This is a genomic window from Shewanella canadensis (genome assembly GCF_003966225.1).
GTDB classification, from domain to species: domain Bacteria; phylum Pseudomonadota; class Gammaproteobacteria; order Enterobacterales; family Shewanellaceae; genus Shewanella; species Shewanella canadensis.
Genome location: NZ_RXNU01000008.1, coordinates 175,126 through 196,703 on the forward strand (window position 1 = coordinate 175,126; position 21,578 = coordinate 196,703).

Below are 21,578 nucleotides of genomic sequence, written 5' to 3' on the forward strand. Positions count from 1 at the left end.
GACTCCTTAAAACAACAAAGCCAGGTAATACCAATCGGTACAACACCTGGCTTTTGTCACTGTGAACCAGATTAATGGTTTATAAAAGCGCCAATAACGCCTGAACCGGATGTCTGGGCTTAAAACCACCGAAACGTTTCACCTGACTTCGACAAGAGTAACCGGACACTAAGACCTGTTCACTGGGTAATGACTTTAACGTCTGCTCCCAGGACATGGAAAATAGCTCTCGAGATCTCTCTTGATTCTCGGCTTCATGGCCATAAGTACCAGCCATGCCACAACACCCTAAACTCACCGTCTCTAATTTTGCACCGAAATGGCTAAAAATCTTCTTCCACTCTGTCGCGGTATTAGGTTTTGCCGTTGACTCAGTACAGTGGCTGAACCAGGTGAATTCATTTACAGCACCTTGAGTAACTGTCAGCTTATCGCAATGTGCGATAGCCTCTAAGAGCCATTCATTAGACAACTTAACATTAAAATCACCACAACGATCCCCGAGCACTTCACGATATTCATCCCGATAGCACAGCACCATAGCAGGATCGACACCCACCATCGGCATATTCAGCTCATAAACCTGAGTCAAGAAATCGGCCGAAGACTGAGCCGTCTTAGCAAATTTACTGAGGAAGCCTTTAATATGTATCGGCTTGCCATTGGGTTTAAAGGGTAAAAGCACAGGCTTAAGGCCCAGTTTCTCAATCAACTTGATAAAGTGATATACAGTATCGGCTTCATAGAAACTATTAAAGGGATCTTGTACCACCAACACATAGTTTTGGCGCTCACCCTGAGGGATATTTTGTAACGATTCCAGATCATAACCACGACAGGCATAGCCGTCGAGACGTTGCTTAAGCGTCGGGACTGATAGCGCCGGAGCATCGACATAACCCAGAGACCTCTTTATCACCCACTGACTTACCGGGTTCTGCGAAACGACATTGGTTAACCTTGGAGCCATTGCCATTAACGGCAAACTCTCTTCAATTCCCGCCACGAGGTAGTCTTTCACCGGGCGCAGATACCTTTGATAATAGATATTAAAAAACTGAGCTCTGAACTTAGGCACATCGACTTTAACCGGGCATTGAGATGTACAGGCCTTACAGGCTAAACACCCTTTTAATGACTCCATCACTTCATGTGAATAATCATACTCACGACTCGCTTTTAATGTGTTTTGAGTTCGCTGCAACCAGCCCAGAGGCTTGGCTTTGGCAAGCGCCTCGACATCCACACCCTCAGATTCGAGTAAGCGTAACCATTCTCGCATTAAACCCGCTCGACCCTTTGGAGACTGAACCCGATCCCCTGTGACTTTAAACGATGGACACATGGGCGAATAGGCACTGTAGTTAAAACAGAGCCCATTGCCATTACAGTTCATCACATCGGGGAAAGCTTCTCTGGTTTCGATGGGAATTTGGCGATCGAAACTGCCCCGTTTAACACTATCGACATTATAAATCAGTGCACCGGTCCCTTTAGGGGCCACCAGCTTACCGGGATTTAATTTATTCTTAGGGTCAAACAACCCTTTAACCTCCTCCAGAACACCGTACAGCTCTTCACCAAAGACAGAAGGACCATATTCACCACGAACGCCTTTACCGTGCTCACCCCACATTAAACCGCCATATTTTAATGTCAGCTCTGCCACTTGATCCGAAACGGTTTTAAGCAGTCTTTCATCATCGACATCACACATATCCAGTGCAGGTCTGACATGAAGCACGCCGGCGTCAACATGGCCAAACATCCCATATTGAAGCTGATGACTGTCGAGTAAGGCTCTGAACTCCATGATGAAATCGGCAAGCTTTTCAGGAGGAACGGCCGTGTCTTCAGCAAAGGCCAATGGTTTTCTACGTCCTTTCGCCGCACCAAGTAGGCCAACGGCTTTCTTACGCATGGCGTAGATCATATTGATGCTCTGTTTATCCTTGGTTACCTGAAAGCCGAGCAGCCCTCCAACAGATTCATCAATTTGCGTCTCTAATGCAGAGGTTAATGCGGCGACTTTGGCCTCGACCTCCTCCCGCTCTCCGGCAAACTCCACCATATTGAGCCCATCGATAGCACTCCCCGGGACATCTTTTATCAGCTCAGAAACGGAGTGCCAGATGATGTCCTGCTGCGCCAGATTAAGGACTTTCGAGTCTATAGTTTCGACGACGGTCGCTTTGGCTTTCACGAGTTCCGGGGCATGACGCAGCGCCGATTCGAAAGAATCATATTTGATATTAACCATCATACGCACCGAAGGAAGCGGTGTAATATTCAATTTCGCTTCGGTAATAACGGCAAGCGTACCTTCAGAGCCAGTCAATATTCTCGACAGGTTAAATTCAGTTAACTCATCATTCCATACATTCTTAAGGTCGTAACCCGTTAAAAATCGGTTAAGTTTTGGAAATCTGGATTCAATGAGTGGACGTTTTTCACTGCAAATATTAGCTATCGACGTCAGCAAGGTTTGACCGAGAGGGTTAGATGTCACGGCATCAACATTCTCGAGTTCCTTGGGCGTGATTGAATAAGTATCGAGCACACTACCATCATATAGCACACTGGAGAGGCCGATAACATGATCTGAGGTTTTGCCATAAACCAGCGAACCGGCTCCCGAGGCATCGGTATTAACCATCCCCCCCATCGTCGCCCTATTTGATGTGGAGAGATCGGGACTGAAGAAATATCCATGGGGTCTCAGAGCGTCATTAAGCGCATCTTTAACCACACCTGCTTCGACCCTGACCCACGCTTCCTCAGGGTTAATTTCTATGACCTTATTCAAATATCGAGACAGATCCAAGACTAATCCATGAGTCAATGCCTGACCATTGGTTCCTGTACCGCCACCACGGGCACTGAATACCACTTGTGAAAATTCAGCATTAGTCGCCAGCATCAGTACTAAACGCACATCTTTCTGACTTCTGGGATAGATAACGGCTTGAGGAAGAAATTGATACACTGAGTTATCCGTCGCCTGCGCTAAACGCGCACTGTAACGTTTATCGATATCACCAGTGAAATCACTTTGCTCAAGCGCTGCCAGGAAGGCTAGGTATACGGGCTCTAGCGTTTGTTCATGAGATAACTTTGGTAACTTAACGATGGGTAACATATCAGCTTCAGTCTACTTTAATTGTTAAAATTATGATTTACAGTATAAACAAAAAAAAAGCCGCTAAATAGCGGCTTTTGTGATGAACATCTTCTATTTAAAGAATTATTCAGCGTGTTCCTTGCCCAGGTACAACCAAGTATCGATTACGGTATCTGGGTTTAGCGATACCGTATCAATGCCTTGATCAACCAACCAGGCTGCGAAATCAGCATGATCAGAAGGTCCCTGACCGCAGATGCCGACATAGGCACCTTTAGCCTTGGCGGCTTTAATGGCCATTGCCATTAACGCTTTAACCGAGTCATTGCGCTCATCGAACAGATGACTGATGATGCCAGAGTCACGATCCAAGCCGAGTGTTAGCTGAGTCAGATCGTTAGAACCGATAGAGAAACCATCGAAGTGCTCAAGGAACTGATCGGCAAGCAGTGCATTTGAAGGCAGTTCACACATCATGATGACGCGAAGACCATCTTTACCACGCTCCAGACCTTCCTCTTTAAGCAGTTCGATAACCTGCTCCGCTTCATCAACCGTACGTACGAATGGGATCATGATCTCAACATTCGTTAAGCCCATCTCATTACGAACACGTTTAACCGCTTCACATTCAAGCGCAAAACAGTCACGGAAAGATTCAGAGATATAACGACTCGCACCACGGAAGCCCAACATAGGGTTCTCTTCCTCTGGCTCGTATCTGTCACCACCGACCAAGTTAGCGTATTCGTTAGACTTAAAATCAGACATACGAATAATCACTTTCTTTGGATGGAAAGCAGATGCGATGGTCGCCATACCTTCAACAAGGCGTGCAACATAGAATTCAACAGGTGATTCATAACCTGCGATCATCTCGTGGATCTCTTCCTGAAGGGCTGCATCTTGCTTATTGAACTCAAGCAAAGCCTTTGGATGAATGCCGATCATACGGTTGATGATGAACTCAAGGCGAGCAAGACCTACACCTTCGTTAGGAAGGCGGGCAAAATCAAATGCTCTGTCAGGGTTACCGACGTTCATCATGATCTTCATTGGCAGCTCAGGCATAGAATCTACACGAGAACGTACAACATCAAAATCTTGAATACCATCGAAGATAAAGCCAGTGTCGCCTTCGGCACAAGAAACTGTCACTTCCTGACCGTTCTTAATTCGTTCAGTGACATCACCACAACCAACAACAGCTGGAACCCCTAGTTCACGTGCAATAATTGCAGCATGACAAGTTCGGCCACCACGGTTAGTGACGATAGCGCTTGCGCGCTTCATGATTGGCTCCCAATCAGGGTCAGTCATATCGGTAACGAGCACGTCACCTTCTTTAATTTGATCCATGTCAGCAATAGATGACAAGACTTTAGCCACACCACTACCGATTTTATGGCCAATAGCACGGCCTTCACAAAGAACGTCACTCTTGGTCTTAAGATGGTAGCGTTCAATCAGTTGCACATCTTCACGAGAACGAACGGTCTCAGGGCGTGCTTGAACGATATAAAGCTTGCCATCATTACCATCTTTTGCCCATTCGATGTCCATTGGACGACCGTAATGCTGCTCGATGATTATGGCTTGCTTAGCAAGCTCCATGACTTCTTCATCGTTCACTGAAAATTCGCGGCGTTTATCGGCTGCAACATCTTCAATTTTAACTTGTTTACCGTGGTCGAGATCGTCCGAATAAACCATCTGAATTAACTTGCTGCCAATATTGCGACGTACAACCGCTTTATGGCCCGCTGTTAAACTTGGCTTATGGACATAAAACTCATCCGGGTTAACCGCACCTTGTACCACCATCTCACCAAGACCGAATGAAGAGGTAATAAATACCACATCATTGTTCCCTGATTCGGTGTCCATGGTGAACATAACACCAGATGCTGCCGTGTCAGAGCGAACCATACGCTGAACGCCAGCAGACAGTGCGACGCCCTTATGGTCGTAACCCTGGTGAACACGGTAAGAGATAGCGCGATCGTTAAACAAAGAAGCAAATACATGCTTTATCGCGACCAGTACAGAATCATAACCTTTAACGTTCAGGAATGTTTCTTGCTGACCCGCGAAAGACGCATCAGGCATATCTTCAGCCGTTGCCGACGAGCGAACAGCAAAAGAAGCTTCTTTGGTTTGAGAGGAAAGTGTATCGTAAGAGTCACGAACAACTTGCTCAAATTCGGGGTGGAACGGGGTGTCAATCACCCATTGTCTGATCTGTGCACCGGCTGTAGCGAGTGCGTTCACGTCATCTACATCTAGAGTATCTAGAATGTCGTATATCTTCTGGTTAAGTCCGCTTTGTTCAAGAAACTCATTGAACGCGTACGAGGTGGTGGCAAAACCGCCAGGCACTTGAACACCTGCATTAGCTAAGTTACTAATCATCTCACCAAGAGAAGCATTCTTACCGCCTACCTTGTTGACGTCACCCATGCCTAATTCTTGATACCAGAGTACATATTGCTGCACAGTTCTATCTCCGCAAGTTTATTTCAGTGTGGCCCCTTCACAGGAGGGCAGCGGCATTTTACACTCCAGCGCAGGAGCCGTAAATCTATAATTTTATTTGTAATTTTATTACTACAAGAGGTCAAAATGTTACGTAAAGTATTTTATATCTCAGATGGGACCGCGATCACAGCTGAAGTGTTTGGCCATGCCGTCCTTTCTCAGTTTCCCGTTGAGTTTGATGCACTTACAATTCCTTTCGTTGAGACAGAAGCTAAAGCTCATGAAGTAAAGGCTTTAATCAATGATTGTTTTATTACAACAGGTGAACGGCCATTAGTATTCCATTCGATCGTCAAAGCCGAGATCCGAGACATCATCTATGGCTGTGAAGGACTCGATTACGACTTTTTGAACACTTTTGTCGCGCCTTTAGAGCAACAATTAGGAATGAAAGCCTCTCCGGTCGTTCATCGTACTCACGGCAAGGCCAATGAAGGCTATGAAGCACGTATCGATGCGATTAATTACACCATGGACAACGATGACGGCCAGACGTTAAAGAACATAGATAAAGCCGACTTAGTCCTCTTAGGCGTATCACGTTGTGGCAAGACCCCAAGTAGTCTCTACCTTTCGATGCAATTTGGTATTAAAGCGGCTAACTACCCTTTTGTCGAAGATGACATGGACAACCTTAAACTTCCCACAGCTTTAAAAGAGAATAAGAGCAAACTATTTGGTCTAACGATCGATCCCGTGCGCTTACATGAGATACGTAAGAGCCGAATGGATAACAGCCGGTACTCCTCTTTGAGACAATGCCGTATCGAAGTAAAAGAGGTCGAGATGATGTATAAACGTGAACGGATCCCCTTTGTTAATACGACCAACCATTCGGTCGAAGAGATCGCGACAAAAATTTTAGACGTCACCGGACTAGAACGCCACATGTTCTAAAATTCAACACGTTTTCGTACAAAATAAAGCTTTTTGTCAAAAAAACTGCACAGCGGCTTATAAATAGGGAGAGAATTCCCATAATTGGCACTGTGCAAGTCGCAACTATTAGTTATAATCGCAAGCAATAAGGCTAAATGCCCATACGAACGCTCGGTATATTGAATGACCATTAAAACAGATGAACTACGCACCACTTTATTATGTAAGGCTATTTCTCCCGCTAAATTGGCTTCAGAGTTCCCGTTAACACAAGATGCAGCCGATTACCTGGTCCAGCAAAGACGTGAAGTCGAAGCCATCCTTAAAGGAGACGATCAACGACTGCTGGTCATCATTGGCCCTTGTTCTATCCATGACACCAGCGCTGCAATCGATTATGCAAAGCGTCTGGCTGTTCTGCATCAAGAATTAAAAGACGATCTGTGTATCTTAATGCGCGTCTACTTTGAAAAGCCACGTACCACTGTCGGCTGGAAAGGCTTGATCTCAGATCCTGATCTCGATGGCAGCTTCAACGCCAATAAAGGCTTACGCCTGGCACGTCAGTTACTGCAAGAGATCACCGAACTAAAATTACCTATCGCCACTGAATTCTTAGATATGGTGAACGGACAGTATATTGCCGACCTGATCACCTGGGGTGCAGTGGGTGCCCGTACCACAGAGAGTCAAATCCATCGTGAGATGGCTTCAGCGCTCTCTTGCCCGGTTGGCTTTAAAAATGGTACTGACGGCAATATCAACATTGCCATCGATGCCGTACGTGCAGCAAAAGAGCCTCACATCTTCTATTCACCGGATAAAGATGGCGCTATGGCGGTGTATCGCACCACCGGTAACCCTTACGGTCACATCATTCTAAGGGGGGGTAAGCAGCCTAATTATCATGCAGAAGATATCGATGCCGCGGCTGAAAAGCTCGAGAGTGTTGGTGTATCTCATCGCATGGTGATCGATTTCAGCCACGGTAATAGTCAAAAGAAGCACCAACAACAGTTAACCGTTGCCGACAGTATCATGAAACAGATGAGTCAAGGCTCGACTGCTATCGCCGGTATCATGGCCGAAAGCTTTATCGAAGAGGGCAGCCAGAAGGTGATTACCGGAGAGGAGCTTGTCTACGGTAAGAGTATTACCGATGCATGCCTGAACTGGAATGACTCTGAAAAACTGCTCCGCGATCTAGCTAAAGCCTCACGGAAAAGAATCAATAAACTTAAACAGTAGTTGAGCAATCGTCCCTGACGAAGGCTAGCTCCTATGCCAAAGGCTTCACCGTTTTATACCGTGAAGCCTTTTTGTGTGGTTCAGCTTTATTTCGAGCTGCGCCCTAGCATAGCTACATGTTCGAAACTCCGGCCCCACATCGAGTATGTCTTACTTATTATGACAAATAAGTACTGCAAATCATCCATTTAACTCAATATATTTCGACGATGAGTATCGCCCTACTCACGACATTTTAGATTGCATAACCTTAGGTTGCCGTATGCCACTCACCCAAACATCAAACTCTCACTCTGACGCTATCAACGCACGTATAAAGCACTCAGAAGCCAGAGTTATCAAAGCCATTTTCCCCTCTATCACCAACCATCACAACACCCTATTCGGTGGTGAAGCGTTAGCCTGGATGGACGAAACGGCTTTTATCGCAGCCACCCGCTTTTGCCGCAAACCATTAGTTACTGTCAGCTCGGACAGAATAGACTTTAAGAAGGCGATCCCTGCCGGCAGTCTCGCAGAGATCATCGCAAATGTTATCCATGTCGGTAACACATCCCTTAAGGTTGAGGTCAATATCTTTGTCGAAGATATGTACAAAGACCAACGTGAGCACGCCATAAGAGGCGTTTTCACCTTTGTCGCCGTCGACGATAACAGACAGCCAACGAAGGTCTGGACGCAAGAGTAACTCGTACATGGCAATAGCAGTGATTGTCATCGGCTGCTATTGCCTCTATAAAAATTGAGTTCCCTACTCAATTTTCAGCCTCTATGGTTACTAGACTTAAGTCTAACAAACCGAATTTTAAAGCAAAATATTCCCCCTTTCTGTTAAACCAATAGGATCCACTCTCCTTTTTCTGTTACATTGAATTAATCTTCACGTGCAACTAACACAAACATAAAAGCCATGAAGCTAGAAAACTTAAATATAATCATTGCAGATGATCACCCGTTATTCAGAAATGCCCTACGCCAAGCATTAGCTGGATCCTTTACTAACACCCGCTGGTTTGAAGCCGACAGCGCCGAAGCATTACAGACTCAACTTGAAAATGATGATGTTGAATTCGACCTGGTCATGTTGGATCTACAGATGCCCGGTTCTCATGGCTATTCCACATTAATTCACCTTCGTACTCATTACCCGGATCTCCCCGTGGTGGTTATCTCGGCCCACGAGGACAACATCACCATCAGTCGAGCCGTACACTATGGTAGTGCAGGCTTCATTCCTAAGTCAGCTTCCATGGAGACACTCTCTGCGGCTTTATCTGCCGTGCTTGAAGGGGATATTTGGTTACCTGCGGATGTTGAACTGCAGACAATAGATGAAGATGCAACCGATCTGATGGCCAGTAAATTGGCCGATCTCACGCCTCAGCAATATAAGGTGTTAGGGATGTTTGCCGAAGGCTTACTCAATAAGCAGATAGCCTATGATCTCGGCGTCTCTGAAGCCACGATTAAAGCCCATGCTACTGCAATTTTTCGTAAGCTTGGTGTGCGTAATCGAACTCAGGCTGTCATCTCACTTCAACAGTTAGAGATGGAAAAAGTCGAGTTATAGCCCAGTTCAAATGAAACGAGTCGAATAACTAAAAGCCGAACATCTGTTCGGCTTTTGATTTAAGGACATAACAAATCAGATAATACCAAGGTGAAGTCAAGTATTATCGGAAATTCTCCATCATTCGATAATATAGCATGCCGATTGCCATTCCTTGATTTCCCAGCCATTCTCCGACAGGCAACCTTATCTGTCTCATGTCGGCAAACAGATCATATTCTGTCAATTGACCGATGATGGCATTTGCCATAATCTCACCCATGATGTGAGACGTTGCAACGCCATGGCCGGAATAGCCTTGGCAGTAGAATACATTGGGTGACACCTTACCCAGTTGAGGGATCCGATTCACCACTATTCCCGCCATGCCCGTCCACTCAAACTCAATATCGATCCCCTTTAGGCGTGGAAAGGTCCGCTCGATAGCCGGACGTAATTCTTGAGCAACATTCCTCGAGTCGCGTCCTGAGTAATTGGTCCCGCCGCCAAACATTAAACGATGATCGGCCGTCATCCGATAGTAATCCAACACAAACCGGCTGTCATACACCGCAATATCGTGGGGGTTGATGGCCTTAGCGACTTCGGCGGTTAATTTTACCGTCGCACAATTACCCAATGAGGCAGGAAACAGCATACCACTGAGCTTCTTCCTCGCCAGCTTATGATATGCATTGCCCGCAATTAATACGCTATTGGCAGTTATTGAACCATGGGCAGTTTTTACCACAGGTAAGGCACCATCACAGATATCCAGTACCGGCGAACCTTCAAATATCATCGCCCCATAGCTCTGTGCCGCCCTAGCCTCTCCGATACACAAATTCACAGAATGAAGGTGCATATTACGCTTATTCAGCAAGCCGCCATGATAGAGGGGGGTGTCTAAATACTCCGGAATATCCTGTTTAGTTAATAACGCCAGTTCACTGCCCATTCCGCGCAGTACAGCATCATCATAGGTCTTTTGCATCTCCTGCATGTGATTAGGCTTATAGGCGGTATGCAGATGACCAAACTTAAGGTCGCAGTCGATCCCATATTTATCAACACGATTTTTAATGATCTCATGGCCCCTCCAGCGCAGATCCCAGATAAAGTTTTCAGCCTCCGTGCCAAGCTTATTGCGAAGTTGCTTAACCATGGCTGCATCACCGGATAGACTTCCCGTGACCTGGCCGCCGTTTCGCCCCGTCGCTCCCCAGCCGATCTTATTGGCTTCGACTATGGCGACTTTTAATCCCCGTTCAGCTAATTCGACGGCCGTCGAGACCCCGGTAAAACCGCCACCAACAATAACGACATCGACACGAATATCGCTTTCCAATCTGGGATATTGGGTTTCATCATTAATCGTCGCGTTATAGTAGGAATCACAGCGTGTCTCTGGCATAAAAAGGGCTCCATCGATGTTCAACAAAATGACTTTTTGTTTTATATTTTTTACACTTTGATTTTTGAGTATATAGATGGATAAATTATCGTCAATGACAATTCAACAATAAATAGTGTTTCGACCCCTTAACAATAATAGGAAAGAGCAGGCTATTGGTATTATTCAGGAGAGCTGCTAAACAGGAGAGCAGTAGAAATGAGTCATTAATTTTTTACAGATGAGAAAGTTGGAGATGAGAAGAGAAAGCCTGTAGATCTAATCGGCTCCCCCCTCAGCAATTTAAAATCACTGACTAAAGAGCACGCCAGCTTGCTTGTGTCAGTGTTAAACCATTATCGCTGAGTTTTACTTTAAACTCGTCACCCGCATTCACCTCTCCCGCTCCTTTTGGCGTACCGGTCATAACAATATCGCCATCTACCAGGCTCATAAATGTCTGAATTTCATTTAAGATCTCCAGTGGTTTATTCATCATCAGTCCAATGCTTCCCCGTTGGGTTGGCTCATCATTGATAGATAACTCGAAGGTTAATCCATCACTGATAGCTTCGATTGAAATAAACTTGCTTATCACGGCGGAGCCATCGAACGATTTCGCCCGCTCCCAGGGGAGGCCTTTAGCTTTGAGTTTGCTCTGCAAGCCCCGTTTTGTAAGATCCAGCCCAACTCCTACAGCAACAAAATCCCCACCTTCAACTAAAAAGCACAATTCAGCTTCGTGATGAAAGCTTAACAGTTCATCGGCAATAGCTGAGTTAGGCTTGATAAAAAGTACCATATCATCGGGTACCTCGTTATTCAGCTCTTCGATATGCTCAACATAATTTCTCCCCACACAGACCACTTTTGAGGGCGTAACGACTCGATTACCGACGATGACAGTGTTCACTTTACCTCCATTTATTTTTTGATTAAGCTTGAAATCAATGCCCTTAACGCTGCGGGCTTTACCATCTTAGCCATATAACGGTAACCCCGTTGCTGTACATCATCGATAAGATCTTTACGGGTGTTCGCCGTGATCAATACACCAGGAAGGTGACTGCCATATAAGGCTCGGATCCCGTCCATGGCATCGACACCATTTTGGCCATCGTCCAGATGGTAATCAGCCAGAACAATATCGGGAGCCACACCTTTAAGCCCTAACTTTATTCTCGCATCGGCAAGATCTTTTGCGCAGATAACCTCACACTGCCAGCGACTGAGCAGACTCTCCAAACCGGCAAGGATGGCCTCTTCATTGTCTATGCACAGCACTTTAACACCGGCTAAGGGCTGTAACAGGGTAGAGATTTTCTTAGGTTGCGCCTCACTCACCGTTTGACCCAGTGGCACACGGATGGAGAAAACCGACCCACGACCCAGCACCGACGTAACATGGATTTTATGATCCAGTACCCGACTGATCCTATCCGCAATCGCCAGCCCCAAGCCTAACCCACTCACACTTTTACTGGTTGGGTTATCTAAGCGTTTAAACTCTTTGAATATTTCCAGGGTTTCTTTTTCATCAATACCACAACCGGTGTCCAGCACCTGAATTTCGAGTTCATCGCCTCGGTAGCGACAACCAAACAACACCCGATTTCCGCGGGCATATCGATAGGCATTGGTTAAAAAGTTCTGTAACACGCGGCGTAACAGGCTTAAATCTGAATTGATGGTTGCACTACATGGCACCATATTGAATTTGATTTGGCTATCTTTAGCCATAGCATCAAACTCAACGGATAGACCATCGAGCAACTCTGACACCGCAAAGTCCCGTCTGTTTACCTCGACCATACCTGAATCTAACTTAGAGATATCCAGCAGATCGGTGAGCAACTCTCCGGCGATCTTCAAAGAGCTATTAACATGTGACAGCGTCTTCTTTCCTTCCTGATCTAAGTTGGGATATTGAGATAAAGATGCTGTGAATAATCGTGCGGCATTGAGGGGCTGCATCAGATCATGACCCACAGCGGCCAGAAACTTACTCTTAGATGCATTAGCCATCTCTTCCTGTGCCTTGGACTCTAATAACTGACTGTTTAGCATAGCCAGCTCATAGGTACGCTCCTTCACTCTGGCTTCTAAGGTATCATTCACCTCTTGCAACGCTTTAGCGTGCTCACGATATTGGGTAATATCGGTAAACGTCATCACAAAGCCACCGCCCGGCATTGGATTACCCTGGATCTTGATCACCTTGCCATCTTTTCGCTCACGCTCTGAAACATGAGGCGTACCATTTCGCATATGTTGAACACGCTTCTGTACTTTCGCCTCCACATCTCCGACCCCACAAAATCCTCGCTTGGCATTAAAGCGCACGACATCACTGATCGGCATACCTTCTTGTAGAAATGATTCTGGGTATTGATACAACTCAGAATATTTATAGTTCCAAGCGACCAGATTCAGATCCTTATCGACCACACTCATGCCTTCATAAGCGTGTTCAATGGCACCTCTGAGCATATCCTGACTTAAAATAATTTTTGAAGAGGCTTCATCTACCAAACTGAATACTTCATCGAGTGCTAAGTCGCGCCCCTGCTGCACAGAGTCCATCACCAATGAAGCACTGGAGCCCCCTAAAACACCGGCCAACATATGTTCAGTATGTGCAATGAGCTCAGGCGGCGCCGATTTATGCCAACTGTCACTCTTTACCGCCTCATCAGAAAACCTTGAAAAGCTTTCGTAAGCACGGGTTGGGCTCACGAAGCGACTGGCAAGGATCAGTAAGTCTTGCTGTGAAACTGGCGAACCTTTTCGATTGGTATTGCTCTTTAACTCACCCGGCGCCACGAATGCGCTGGCTTGTATACGCTCAGCTACACCAGCTCTGAACCAGATAGAGCCAAGTATATAACAGGTCAGATTGGCCAATAACGCCGTTAAAATATCGCGAACATTAGGGGTTATCGCTTCAAGCAAGCCAAAGTCATTATTAAAGACACCAGATACATCACTCGCGCCTTTTATCAAAATATAACACCAGAGTCCGAAGCCAACAGCCAGACCCAATAGGACACCAGAGCGATTACCATTTTTCCAATACATGCCACCAATTAACGCTGGAGCGAGTTGAGCAAAGGCACCAAAGGACAACATTCCAAGTCCAGACAGTGAATCGCTATCAATAAATGACAGATAACTGAAATAACCTAAACCTAAGATAATGATGATGGAGAGCCGGCGTGCATTGAGCAGAAATTGAGAAAACTGACTGAAATTTTTCTCTTTAATCTTACCTGTGCGTAGCATGACCGGCACAAGCCATTCATTACTGACCATCACACTGATGGTCACCACCGCAACGATGACCATACCGGTCGCAGCCGATAATGTTCCAAGCAGGGCGATAATGGCCAGCACAGGCTGGTCCAGTGCCAGCGGCAGGTTTATCACGTAAGTATCGGCTGAGACACTATCACCCAGAATTAACTTTCCGGCTAATGCCAGAGGTGCGACAAACAGACCAAATAGCAGCAAATACAGAGGAAATAACCAACGAGCCTTGAGTAAGGTGTTCTCGTCACCACACTCAACCATCATCACGTGAAACTGACGAGGCATACAGAGGAAAGCGGCTATGCCGACCAGAAGCTGTGGCATTAATGATTCAACACGCAACACCGGCTCACTGATCAGGTTTCGCTCACTGGCCTGTTGCCAGATATCGCCAAAGCCATCGAAGACCCCGAAACTAATCACTATGCCTACGATAAGGAAAGCGGCCAATTTAACCAGAGACTCGAAGGCAATCGCCAGCATCATGCCGGGATTATGTTCGGTTGCATCCAGCTTTCGGGTGCCAAACAAAATGGCAAACATCGCGAGAATAGCGGTAATGATTAAAGATACTTTCGCGCCATCGAAGGGGGAGTCTTCGGGTTGAAACAGATTAAGGCTAAACACCATCGCTTTCAGTTGCAGTGCGATATAAGGCATGATGCCTAAGAGTGCAATCAGGGTGACGATGGCCGCTAAGAGTTGAGATTTTCCATATCTTGCGGCAATAAAATCGGCTACTGAGGTGATGTTATGCGCCTTAGAAACGATAACCATCTTTCGAAGTAGACCAAACCCCACGGTAAAAATAAGAATAGGGCCGATAAAAATGGGCAGAAAAGACCAAAGATCTTGCGCTGACTGACCAACAGTTCCTAAAAAACTCCAGGAGGAGCAATAAACCGCCAAACTCAGTCCATAAATCCAGACCTGCAACCTCTTTGTGATACGACTAAACCACCGCTCAGCTCCCCAGGCTAACAGGAAGAGCAGGAAAACATAAAGAACGGCAATCACGCCCACAAAGATGGTCAAATTCATAATATTCTCATTTTTATACCATTGTGCGTTAAAACATGAATTAAATCTAGCCATCAAATGTCTTACAACAGACTAAAAACAAAGAGAATTTTAACACTAGACCAAGGTCTAATAGAGCTAGTAGCCCTTGAGACTCCATACTCCAGTTACGCATTATTAGATTAAGGGAAGCCCAATGAGCACGCAGTCTCTCTACAAAGTTTCTAGCGAAATCGCTGAAAACGCACATATAAACGAAGAACAATATAAAAAAATGTATCAAGAGTCGATTGTTAATCCTGAAGGTTTCTGGAGAGAACACGGGCAACGCATCGATTGGATTAAGCCTTATACAAAGATCAAGAAGACCTCCTTTGACGATCATAATCTCTCTATTAACTGGTTCTATGACGGCACGCTTAATGCCTCAGCAAACTGTTTAGACAGACATCTGGAGAAACACTCCGACAAAGTCGCCATTATCTGGGAAGGTGATGACGCAAAAGATCAACGTACAATTACTTATGGCGAACTTCACTCTGATGTATGTAAGTTTGCTAACGCACTACGTAGCCAAGGCGTAAGACGTGGTGACATAGTTACCGTTTATATGCCTATGGTTCCTGAAGCCGCTGTCGTCATGCTGGCATGTGCACGTATCGGTGCCGTCCACTCGGTGGTTTTTGGTGGCTTCTCACCGGACTCCATAGCATCACGTGTTATCGACGGTAAGTCTAAGGTGATTATCACTGCAGACGAAGGCGTTCGTGCCGGACGCATCATCCCGCTTAAGGCTAACATTGACGAAGCCTTGTCTCATCCGGATGTAGACTGTGTGGAAAAAGTCATTGTTTTAGAACGAACCGGCGGCGATGTAAACTGGGTAGAAGGTCGTGATATTAAGTGGAATTCACTGATGGATACCGCTTCCGAGCACTGTATCCCTGAAGAGATGGGCGCAGAAGATCCTCTCTTCTTACTTTACACCTCAGGTTCTACCGGCAACCCAAAAGGTGTGCTGCATACAACCGGCGGTTACATGGTTTACGCTGCCATGACACACGAATATGTTTTCGACTACAAAGACGGTGAAGTCTATTGGTGTACCGCCGATGTGGGCTGGATCACCGGACACTCCTATATGGTGTATGGTCCTCTGGCCAATGGCGCGACCGTGCTTATCCACGAAGGTGTACCAAATTACCCGACTCCGGCTCGCCTGGGTGAAATTGTCGACCGTCACAAAGTCAATATTCTCTACACTGCGCCTACGCTAATTCGTGCATTGATGGCCGAAGGTAAAGAGCAGTTTGCAGATTTTGATGGCAGTTCATTACGTATCATGGGATCAGTGGGTGAACCCATCAACCCAGAAGCGTGGCGTTGGTATAACGAAGTGATTGGTCATGAACATTGTCCGATTGTCGATACCTGGTGGCAAACAGAAACCGGTGGCATTTTGATCAGCCCACTGCCTGGCGCCACCGATACAAAACCTGGCTCTGCTACCCGTCCATTCTTCGGTGTACAACCAGCGCTTGTCGACAACATGGGCAACATCATCGAAGGGGCAGCCGAAGGTAACTTGGTTATTCTCGATTCATGGCCTGGACAGATGCGAACAGTATTTGGCGATCATGATCGCTTCGCTCTGACCTATTTTAAAACCTTCCGTGGAATGTACTTCACCGGTGATGGTGCTAAACGCGATGAAGACGGTTACTACTGGATCACGGGCCGCGTCGATGATGTGATTAACGTATCGGGCCACAGACTCGGTACCGCTGAAGTTGAAAGCGCACTGGTGTCACATGAGCTAGTCGCAGAAGCTGCTGTTGTTGGTTATCCTCACGACATTAAGGGTCAAGGCATCTATGCCTATGTGACACTAACAAGAGGCACGGTTGAAACCGAAGAGCTTCGTCAAGACTTGAGAAAGTGGGTGCGTAAAGAGATTGGCGCTTTAGCAACACCCGATCTAATCCAGTGGGCTGGCGGACTGCCAAAAACCCGTTCGGGTAAGATTATGCGTCGTTTCTTACGGAAAATCGCTGCCAACGAAGTGACAAACTTGGGTGACTCTTCGACACTGGCCGACCCGGCAGTTATCGACACCTTAATAGAGTCAAGACTTAACCGTAGCGAATAAGTCAAAAATAACTCCCTCTAGCCCCTTATTTGTTAGCAGTAATAGATAAGGGGCTTTTTTTACCTCTCTCCAGATATGTATATCTAGCCTGTTGTTTTGATGAGCAAGCAGAGATCAACCTACTGCAGTCTTCTAAGCTGACTATAGATCCCCCCCCTTGTCACTGTTATCCTTTAACCCAGAAAGATTAAACCTATTAGGCTTCAGGTGCAGTTAAGAGATTACCAACAACAAGCCGTCGATTCGGCAGTCAATCACTTTAAAAAAAGTACTGACTCGGCGGTATTAGTCCTGCCCACAGGATCTGGCAAAAGTATTGTCATTGCCGAATTAGCTCGTATAGCCAATGGTCGGGTGCTTGTATTAACTCATGTAAAAGAATTAGTCGCTCAAAATGCCGAAAAAGTAGGATTACTTACAGCTGAGGCGAGTATCTACTCTGCCGGGCTTAACCAAAAATCGACTAAGAATAAAACCGTGGTAGCCAGCATTCAGTCAGCCGTGAGAGCGCCAGATCAGTTTAATGAAGCTTTCTCATTAGTGATCATCGATGAATGCCACAGGGTAAGCTCAGAAACTGACAGTCAATACCAACAACTCTTATCTCACCTGCGTACTCAAAACCCAAAAATACGGCTGTTAGGGCTCACTGCGACACCTTACCGCCTGGACAGGGGCTGGATATATCACCATCATTATCACGGCAAGATTGGTAACCCAGATAAAGCAGTATTTCAGCAATGCATTTTTGAGTTGCCAATGCGTCCGTTGATAAAACAAGGCTACCTAAGCGTCCCTAAGGTATTCGATGGTTTATCGGTACAGTACGATTTTAGCGCCTTAAAAAGCTCATCCAGTGGTGACTATCAGGAAAAAGAGGTCAATGATCTACTCAGTCACTGTGGACGAGCCACTACGGCCATTGTTAAGCAACTCATTGAAATAGGGTGCAGCAGACAAGGTGTCATTATCTTTGCCGCCACCGTTCGTCATGCGCAAGAGATAATGCAGCATTTAGTGCACGAAACGGCAGCCCTCATAACGGCCGACACTAAAACGGTCGACAGAGACGAAATTATCTGTGATTTCAAGGCGAAGAAAATAAAGTACCTCGTCAATGTCGCCGTTCTGACCACTGGCTTCGATGCACCTCATGTGGATCTTATTGCCATTTTAAGGCCTACGGCATCGGTCAGCTTATTTCAGCAGATGGTCGGCAGAGGGCTTAGGATCTGTGAGGGAAAGGAGGAATGCCTGATCATCGATTACGCAGCCAATGGTTACGATCTCTTTTTTCCTGAAGTGGGACAACATAAGCCCAATAGCAAGAGTGTCCCCGTACAAGTTCACTGCCCTGTTTGCAACTTTGCCAATATTTTCTGGGGACTTGTCGACGATGATGGTGACATCATCGAACACTTCGGCAGGCGATGTCAGGCACTCATTGAACATGGCCGGCAAAAAACTCAATGCGACTTTCGTTTTCGCTCTAAATCTTGCCCAAATTGTGGTGAAGAAAATGATATTGCAGCAAAAATTTGTCACCAATGCGACTCTATGTTGATCGATCCGGATAAACGATTAAAGGAGGTGTTACAGCAAAAACATCACCACCTGTTTAAGTGCCAGACGATGCTGCTGGAAAACGAAGCTGAGAAATTAAAGGTACGCTATATAGATATCGATGGTAATGACTACTGCCAATATTTCAGTTTACAGTCTAAGGCACAAATTCGAGCCTTCTACGCCCTCTTCGTTCTGACACACACTCGTACTCCGGGGCTGAAGCATGACCAATATAAAAATGCTGAGCAGGTCATTGCGGCGGCTCATCAATTCAGGAAACCCGATCTGCTGCTCCTTAAGCAGAACAAGAAACGATGGGATTTAGTGGAAACATTCTTCGATTATCAGGGCCGTTTTCAGGTTGAGCATAAGTTTAATCATTAGAGAATATGCAAATATGCTCCTCCTGTGGTATAAAGTACGCGTATAAATTCTCAGGAGCAAATATGTTTGTCGTAATTTTTGGCCGTCCAGGCTGTCCATACTGTGTTAGAGCGGTACAACTTTCAGAGCAACTTGTTGAAGCTCGAGAAGACTTTAAATTCAAGTATGTCGATATTCATGCCGAAGGGATCAGCAAGGCTGATCTTGAAAAAACAGTAGGTAAGCCCGTTGAGACGGTTCCACAGATCTTCGTCGATAAAGACCACGTTGGTGGCTGCACCGAATTCGAACAATTTGTAAGAGAGAATCAACTTCTTACGCAAGAAGCATAAAACGGGACACCAGCTACTGACTTTAATAGCAAAGCCGATTAGCACCGTTAAATAAAAAAGGAGGCCTAAGCCTCCTTTTTTAATGGAAAAAATCTAATACTGATTGGTATGATTAAAGCACATATTTTACCGAGAAGATAACTCGGTTTAACTCACCGCTATCCCCGTTTTGCTTAGTGTTTTCGGCATACATATACTCAACACCGACGGTTAAAGGCTTAACCGGTGAATAGAGCAAGTTCACATAACCTGAATACGACTCTTCATTCACTGCGCCGCCCGTTAACGCCACATCATTATCGGCCTTAAAACCTGAAACGGTGAAACTCGAGCGCCACTTATCATTCCACCAATGACGATATGAAGCAAAACCACCGTAGGAGCTAATAGTCTCAATATCACCATTTTCATCTAGTACGCCGGCATTAGCATAGTTGAGCGCCATATAGCGGCCCATACCGTCACCTGCTGTCGCAGAAAGTTTGATATCATCACTACCAACCGGAATGACACCGGTAAAGCTCACACCGTAACCCATCTCCTGAGTATCCAAGTCACCTTTCTCAATGTTTAGCTGTCTCGCTAAACCGGCCACAGTGAACTTAGCACCACCTTCCGTTTTAAAATTATAACGTGCAACAAAATCTGGAACCATGCCACTGCCGCTGGTGATGCGAGCACCGCCACCGTTTGGAGTGATCGTAGTCTCAGGGTTCTCTACAGCAAATTGAAAGCCACCATTGGTATAACGAACCAAAGACTGACGAACAAACGGCGTACCTTCAGCCGCGCCGACAAAATCTAAGTTCTCAGGAAGCGCGCCGGGGTTTTGAAACGTACTCCAGGTCTGACCCACTGTCCAGTTATCGAAACTGACAATGGCATGACGAATTCGAGGAGAATAACTATTTGAAACACGCTCATTACCATCTGCATGAGTCATAAAATCAAGCTCGATGAACCCACTTAACTTATGCCCATCTAAATCTGTACTGGTTTTGAAATTAAAACGTGACTCACGAGCATGAAAATCGACAACTTGCTCACCGTTACCGCTGACACCATATATTGTTCCGGGAACGTAGAACTGTCTGGATAGATTTCCAGAATCCGGGGCGCCATTACTGTAATCACTGAACATGACGTCCGTTTTTACATATCCACCAAATTTGAACTCTGTATCTCCAGCTTGTGCATTCACACTTACAGCCAACATAGTCGCAACGGCTACAAGGCTTAAGTTTGCATGTTTCATTGTTTATCTCCCTCATCATTATATTATTTTTCAGATTTAATATGACGGAGATAACAAGCAAGCAACATTAGCAAAAAGTCTATCAATCAAAAGTATTACAGAAGGTGCTAATTGACTATTGGCTCTCTAGAAAGGCAAAAACGGTAAGAGTAAAGCCAACTGCGCTCTTATTATAAAGCATCAACTAAGCTAACGACCAATCTAAACATTTTGGGATATGGAATAATACAGGGGAATGTCAAAGAAGTGGTGGGCCGTGAAGGATTCGAACCTTCGACCAATTGCCAACGTTTTTTAAAGAGAGTAAGAGTAAAGCCAACTGCGATCTTATCATAAAGCATCAACTGAGCTAACGACCAATCTAAACATTTTGGGATATGGAATAATACAGGGGAATTTCAAAGAAGTGGTGGGCCGTGAAGGATTCGAACCTTCGACCAATGTGGTAGTTAAGAGTAAAGCCAACTGCGCTCTTATTATAAAGCATCAACTAAGCTAACGACCAATCTAAACATTTTGGGATATGGAATAATACAGGGGAATTTCAAAGAAGTGGTGGGTCGTGAAGGATTCGAACCTTCGAGAAATTGGCAACGCCTTTAAAAAATATAAGAGCAAACAAACTGCGCTAACGATCTATATAGCTTTGAAGAGTATTTCTATTTGAGAGATTATTTAGCAGACTAGATAAAACTGAAGGATGCCACCGAAGTGGTGGGCCGTGAAGGATTCGAACCTTCGACCAATTGGTTAAAAGCCAACTGCTCTACCAACTGAGCTAACGGCCCTTCTTGGTAAATCATCCTGAATTTGCTCATTCACCTTAATGAATGAG

At 45.6% G+C, this 21,578-nt stretch carries 13 protein-coding genes and 1 tRNA gene; 7 read left to right on the plus strand and 7 right to left on the minus strand.

The window, feature by feature from the left end; translation table 11 throughout:
• Nucleotides 1–79: 79 nt before the first annotated feature.
• Both ydiJ and ppsA read right to left on the minus strand, forming a co-directional pair.
• Entirely contained in the window at nucleotides 80–3,139 is a 3,060-nt protein-coding gene (gene ydiJ / locus EKG38_RS16025) for a D-2-hydroxyglutarate dehydrogenase YdiJ (protein ID WP_126521235.1), read from the minus strand.
• A 105-nt stretch (nucleotides 3,140–3,244) separates the two neighbouring features.
• On the minus strand, nucleotides 3,245–5,617 hold the full coding sequence (ppsA, locus tag EKG38_RS16030; protein WP_126521236.1) for a phosphoenolpyruvate synthase: 2,373 nt from the start codon (nucleotides 5,615–5,617) through the stop codon (nucleotides 3,245–3,247).
• 126 nt (nucleotides 5,618–5,743) lie between these two features.
• On the opposite strand from ppsA, the gene ppsR reads away from it, so the two are divergent.
• The 4 genes from ppsR (at nucleotide 5,744) to EKG38_RS16050 (ending at nucleotide 9,356) form a co-directional block, all read left to right on the plus strand.
• Entirely contained in the window at nucleotides 5,744–6,556 is an 813-nt protein-coding gene (gene ppsR / locus EKG38_RS16035) for a posphoenolpyruvate synthetase regulatory kinase/phosphorylase PpsR (RefSeq protein ID WP_126521237.1), read from the plus strand.
• 165 nt (nucleotides 6,557–6,721) lie between these two features.
• Entirely contained in the window at nucleotides 6,722–7,786 is a 1,065-nt protein-coding gene (locus EKG38_RS16040) for a 3-deoxy-7-phosphoheptulonate synthase (protein WP_126521238.1), read from the plus strand.
• 262 nt (nucleotides 7,787–8,048) lie between these two features.
• Nucleotides 8,049–8,474: an acyl-CoA thioesterase gene (locus tag EKG38_RS16045; protein WP_126521239.1), complete on the plus strand. Its 426-nt coding sequence runs from the start codon at nucleotides 8,049–8,051 to the stop codon at nucleotides 8,472–8,474.
• Between the two features lie 222 nt (nucleotides 8,475–8,696).
• Nucleotides 8,697–9,356 carry a response regulator transcription factor gene (locus EKG38_RS16050; protein ID WP_126521240.1) on the plus strand — a complete coding sequence of 220 codons (660 nt, stop codon included), beginning with the start codon at nucleotides 8,697–8,699 and terminating at the stop codon, nucleotides 9,354–9,356.
• A gap of 103 nt (nucleotides 9,357–9,459) precedes the next feature.
• Here EKG38_RS16050 and EKG38_RS16055 read toward each other — a convergent pair whose 3' ends face one another.
• The 3 genes from EKG38_RS16055 to EKG38_RS16065 all read right to left on the minus strand — a co-directional run bounded on the left by EKG38_RS16055 (nucleotide 9,460) and on the right by EKG38_RS16065 (nucleotide 15,078).
• Nucleotides 9,460–10,749, minus strand: coding sequence for an NAD(P)/FAD-dependent oxidoreductase (locus EKG38_RS16055; protein WP_126521241.1), 1,290 nt, complete (start codon nucleotides 10,747–10,749; stop codon nucleotides 9,460–9,462).
• Nucleotides 10,750–11,044: 295 nt separating this feature from the next.
• Nucleotides 11,045–11,641 (minus strand): fumarylacetoacetate hydrolase family protein, encoded by a 597-nt coding sequence (locus EKG38_RS16060; protein WP_126521242.1) that lies wholly within the window; start codon nucleotides 11,639–11,641, stop codon nucleotides 11,045–11,047.
• A gap of 11 nt (nucleotides 11,642–11,652) precedes the next feature.
• The gene (locus tag EKG38_RS16065; protein WP_126521243.1) at nucleotides 11,653–15,078 is read right to left on the minus strand and encodes a hybrid sensor histidine kinase/response regulator; all 3,426 of its coding nucleotides are present in this window, start codon (nucleotides 15,076–15,078) and stop codon (nucleotides 11,653–11,655) included.
• 175 nt (nucleotides 15,079–15,253) lie between these two features.
• On the opposite strand from EKG38_RS16065, the gene acs reads away from it, so the two are divergent.
• From acs to EKG38_RS16080, 3 genes are all read left to right on the plus strand, one after another.
• Nucleotides 15,254–17,206: an acetate--CoA ligase gene (acs, locus tag EKG38_RS16070; protein WP_126521244.1), complete on the plus strand. Its 1,953-nt coding sequence runs from the start codon at nucleotides 15,254–15,256 to the stop codon at nucleotides 17,204–17,206.
• A gap of 207 nt (nucleotides 17,207–17,413) precedes the next feature.
• Nucleotides 17,414–19,156, plus strand: a complete 1,743-nt coding sequence (radD, locus tag EKG38_RS16075; protein WP_126521245.1) for a DNA repair helicase RadD — start codon at nucleotides 17,414–17,416, stop codon at nucleotides 19,154–19,156.
• A gap of 62 nt (nucleotides 19,157–19,218) precedes the next feature.
• Entirely contained in the window at nucleotides 19,219–19,488 is a 270-nt protein-coding gene (locus EKG38_RS16080; RefSeq protein ID WP_126521246.1) for a GrxA family glutaredoxin, read from the plus strand.
• Between the two features lie 112 nt (nucleotides 19,489–19,600).
• Here the strand turns inward: EKG38_RS16080 and EKG38_RS16085 are convergent, their stop codons facing one another.
• Together EKG38_RS16085 and EKG38_RS16090 are read right to left on the minus strand one after the other, a co-directional pair.
• Nucleotides 19,601–20,743: a DcaP family trimeric outer membrane transporter gene (locus EKG38_RS16085; RefSeq protein ID WP_126521247.1), complete on the minus strand. Its 1,143-nt coding sequence runs from the start codon at nucleotides 20,741–20,743 to the stop codon at nucleotides 19,601–19,603.
• Between the two features lie 712 nt (nucleotides 20,744–21,455).
• A tRNA-Lys gene (locus tag EKG38_RS16090) sits at nucleotides 21,456–21,531 on the minus strand.
• Nucleotides 21,532–21,578 lie beyond the last annotated feature (47 nt).

Bases quoted from the DNA above. Each gene is read 5' to 3' on its own strand.
- ppsR (WP_126521237.1), top strand. From the start codon at position 5,744: ATGTTACGTAAAGTATTTTATATCTCAGATGGGACCGCGATCACAGCT.
- EKG38_RS16085 (WP_126521247.1), bottom strand. From the start codon at position 20,743: ATGAAACATGCAAACTTAAGCCTTGTAGCCGTTGCGACTATGTTGGCT.
- EKG38_RS16045 (WP_126521239.1), top strand. From the start codon at position 8,049: ATGCCACTCACCCAAACATCAAACTCTCACTCTGACGCTATCAACGCA.
- EKG38_RS16040 (WP_126521238.1), top strand. From the start codon at position 6,722: ATGACCATTAAAACAGATGAACTACGCACCACTTTATTATGTAAGGCT.
- EKG38_RS16050 (WP_126521240.1), top strand. From the start codon at position 8,697: ATGAAGCTAGAAAACTTAAATATAATCATTGCAGATGATCACCCGTTA.
- EKG38_RS16055 (WP_126521241.1), bottom strand. From the start codon at position 10,749: ATGCCAGAGACACGCTGTGATTCCTACTATAACGCGACGATTAATGAT.
- EKG38_RS16065 (WP_126521243.1), bottom strand. From the start codon at position 15,078: ATGAATTTGACCATCTTTGTGGGCGTGATTGCCGTTCTTTATGTTTTC.
- acs (WP_126521244.1), top strand. From the start codon at position 15,254: ATGAGCACGCAGTCTCTCTACAAAGTTTCTAGCGAAATCGCTGAAAAC.
- EKG38_RS16080 (WP_126521246.1), top strand. From the start codon at position 19,219: ATGTTTGTCGTAATTTTTGGCCGTCCAGGCTGTCCATACTGTGTTAGA.
- ydiJ (WP_126521235.1), bottom strand. From the start codon at position 3,139: ATGTTACCCATCGTTAAGTTACCAAAGTTATCTCATGAACAAACGCTA.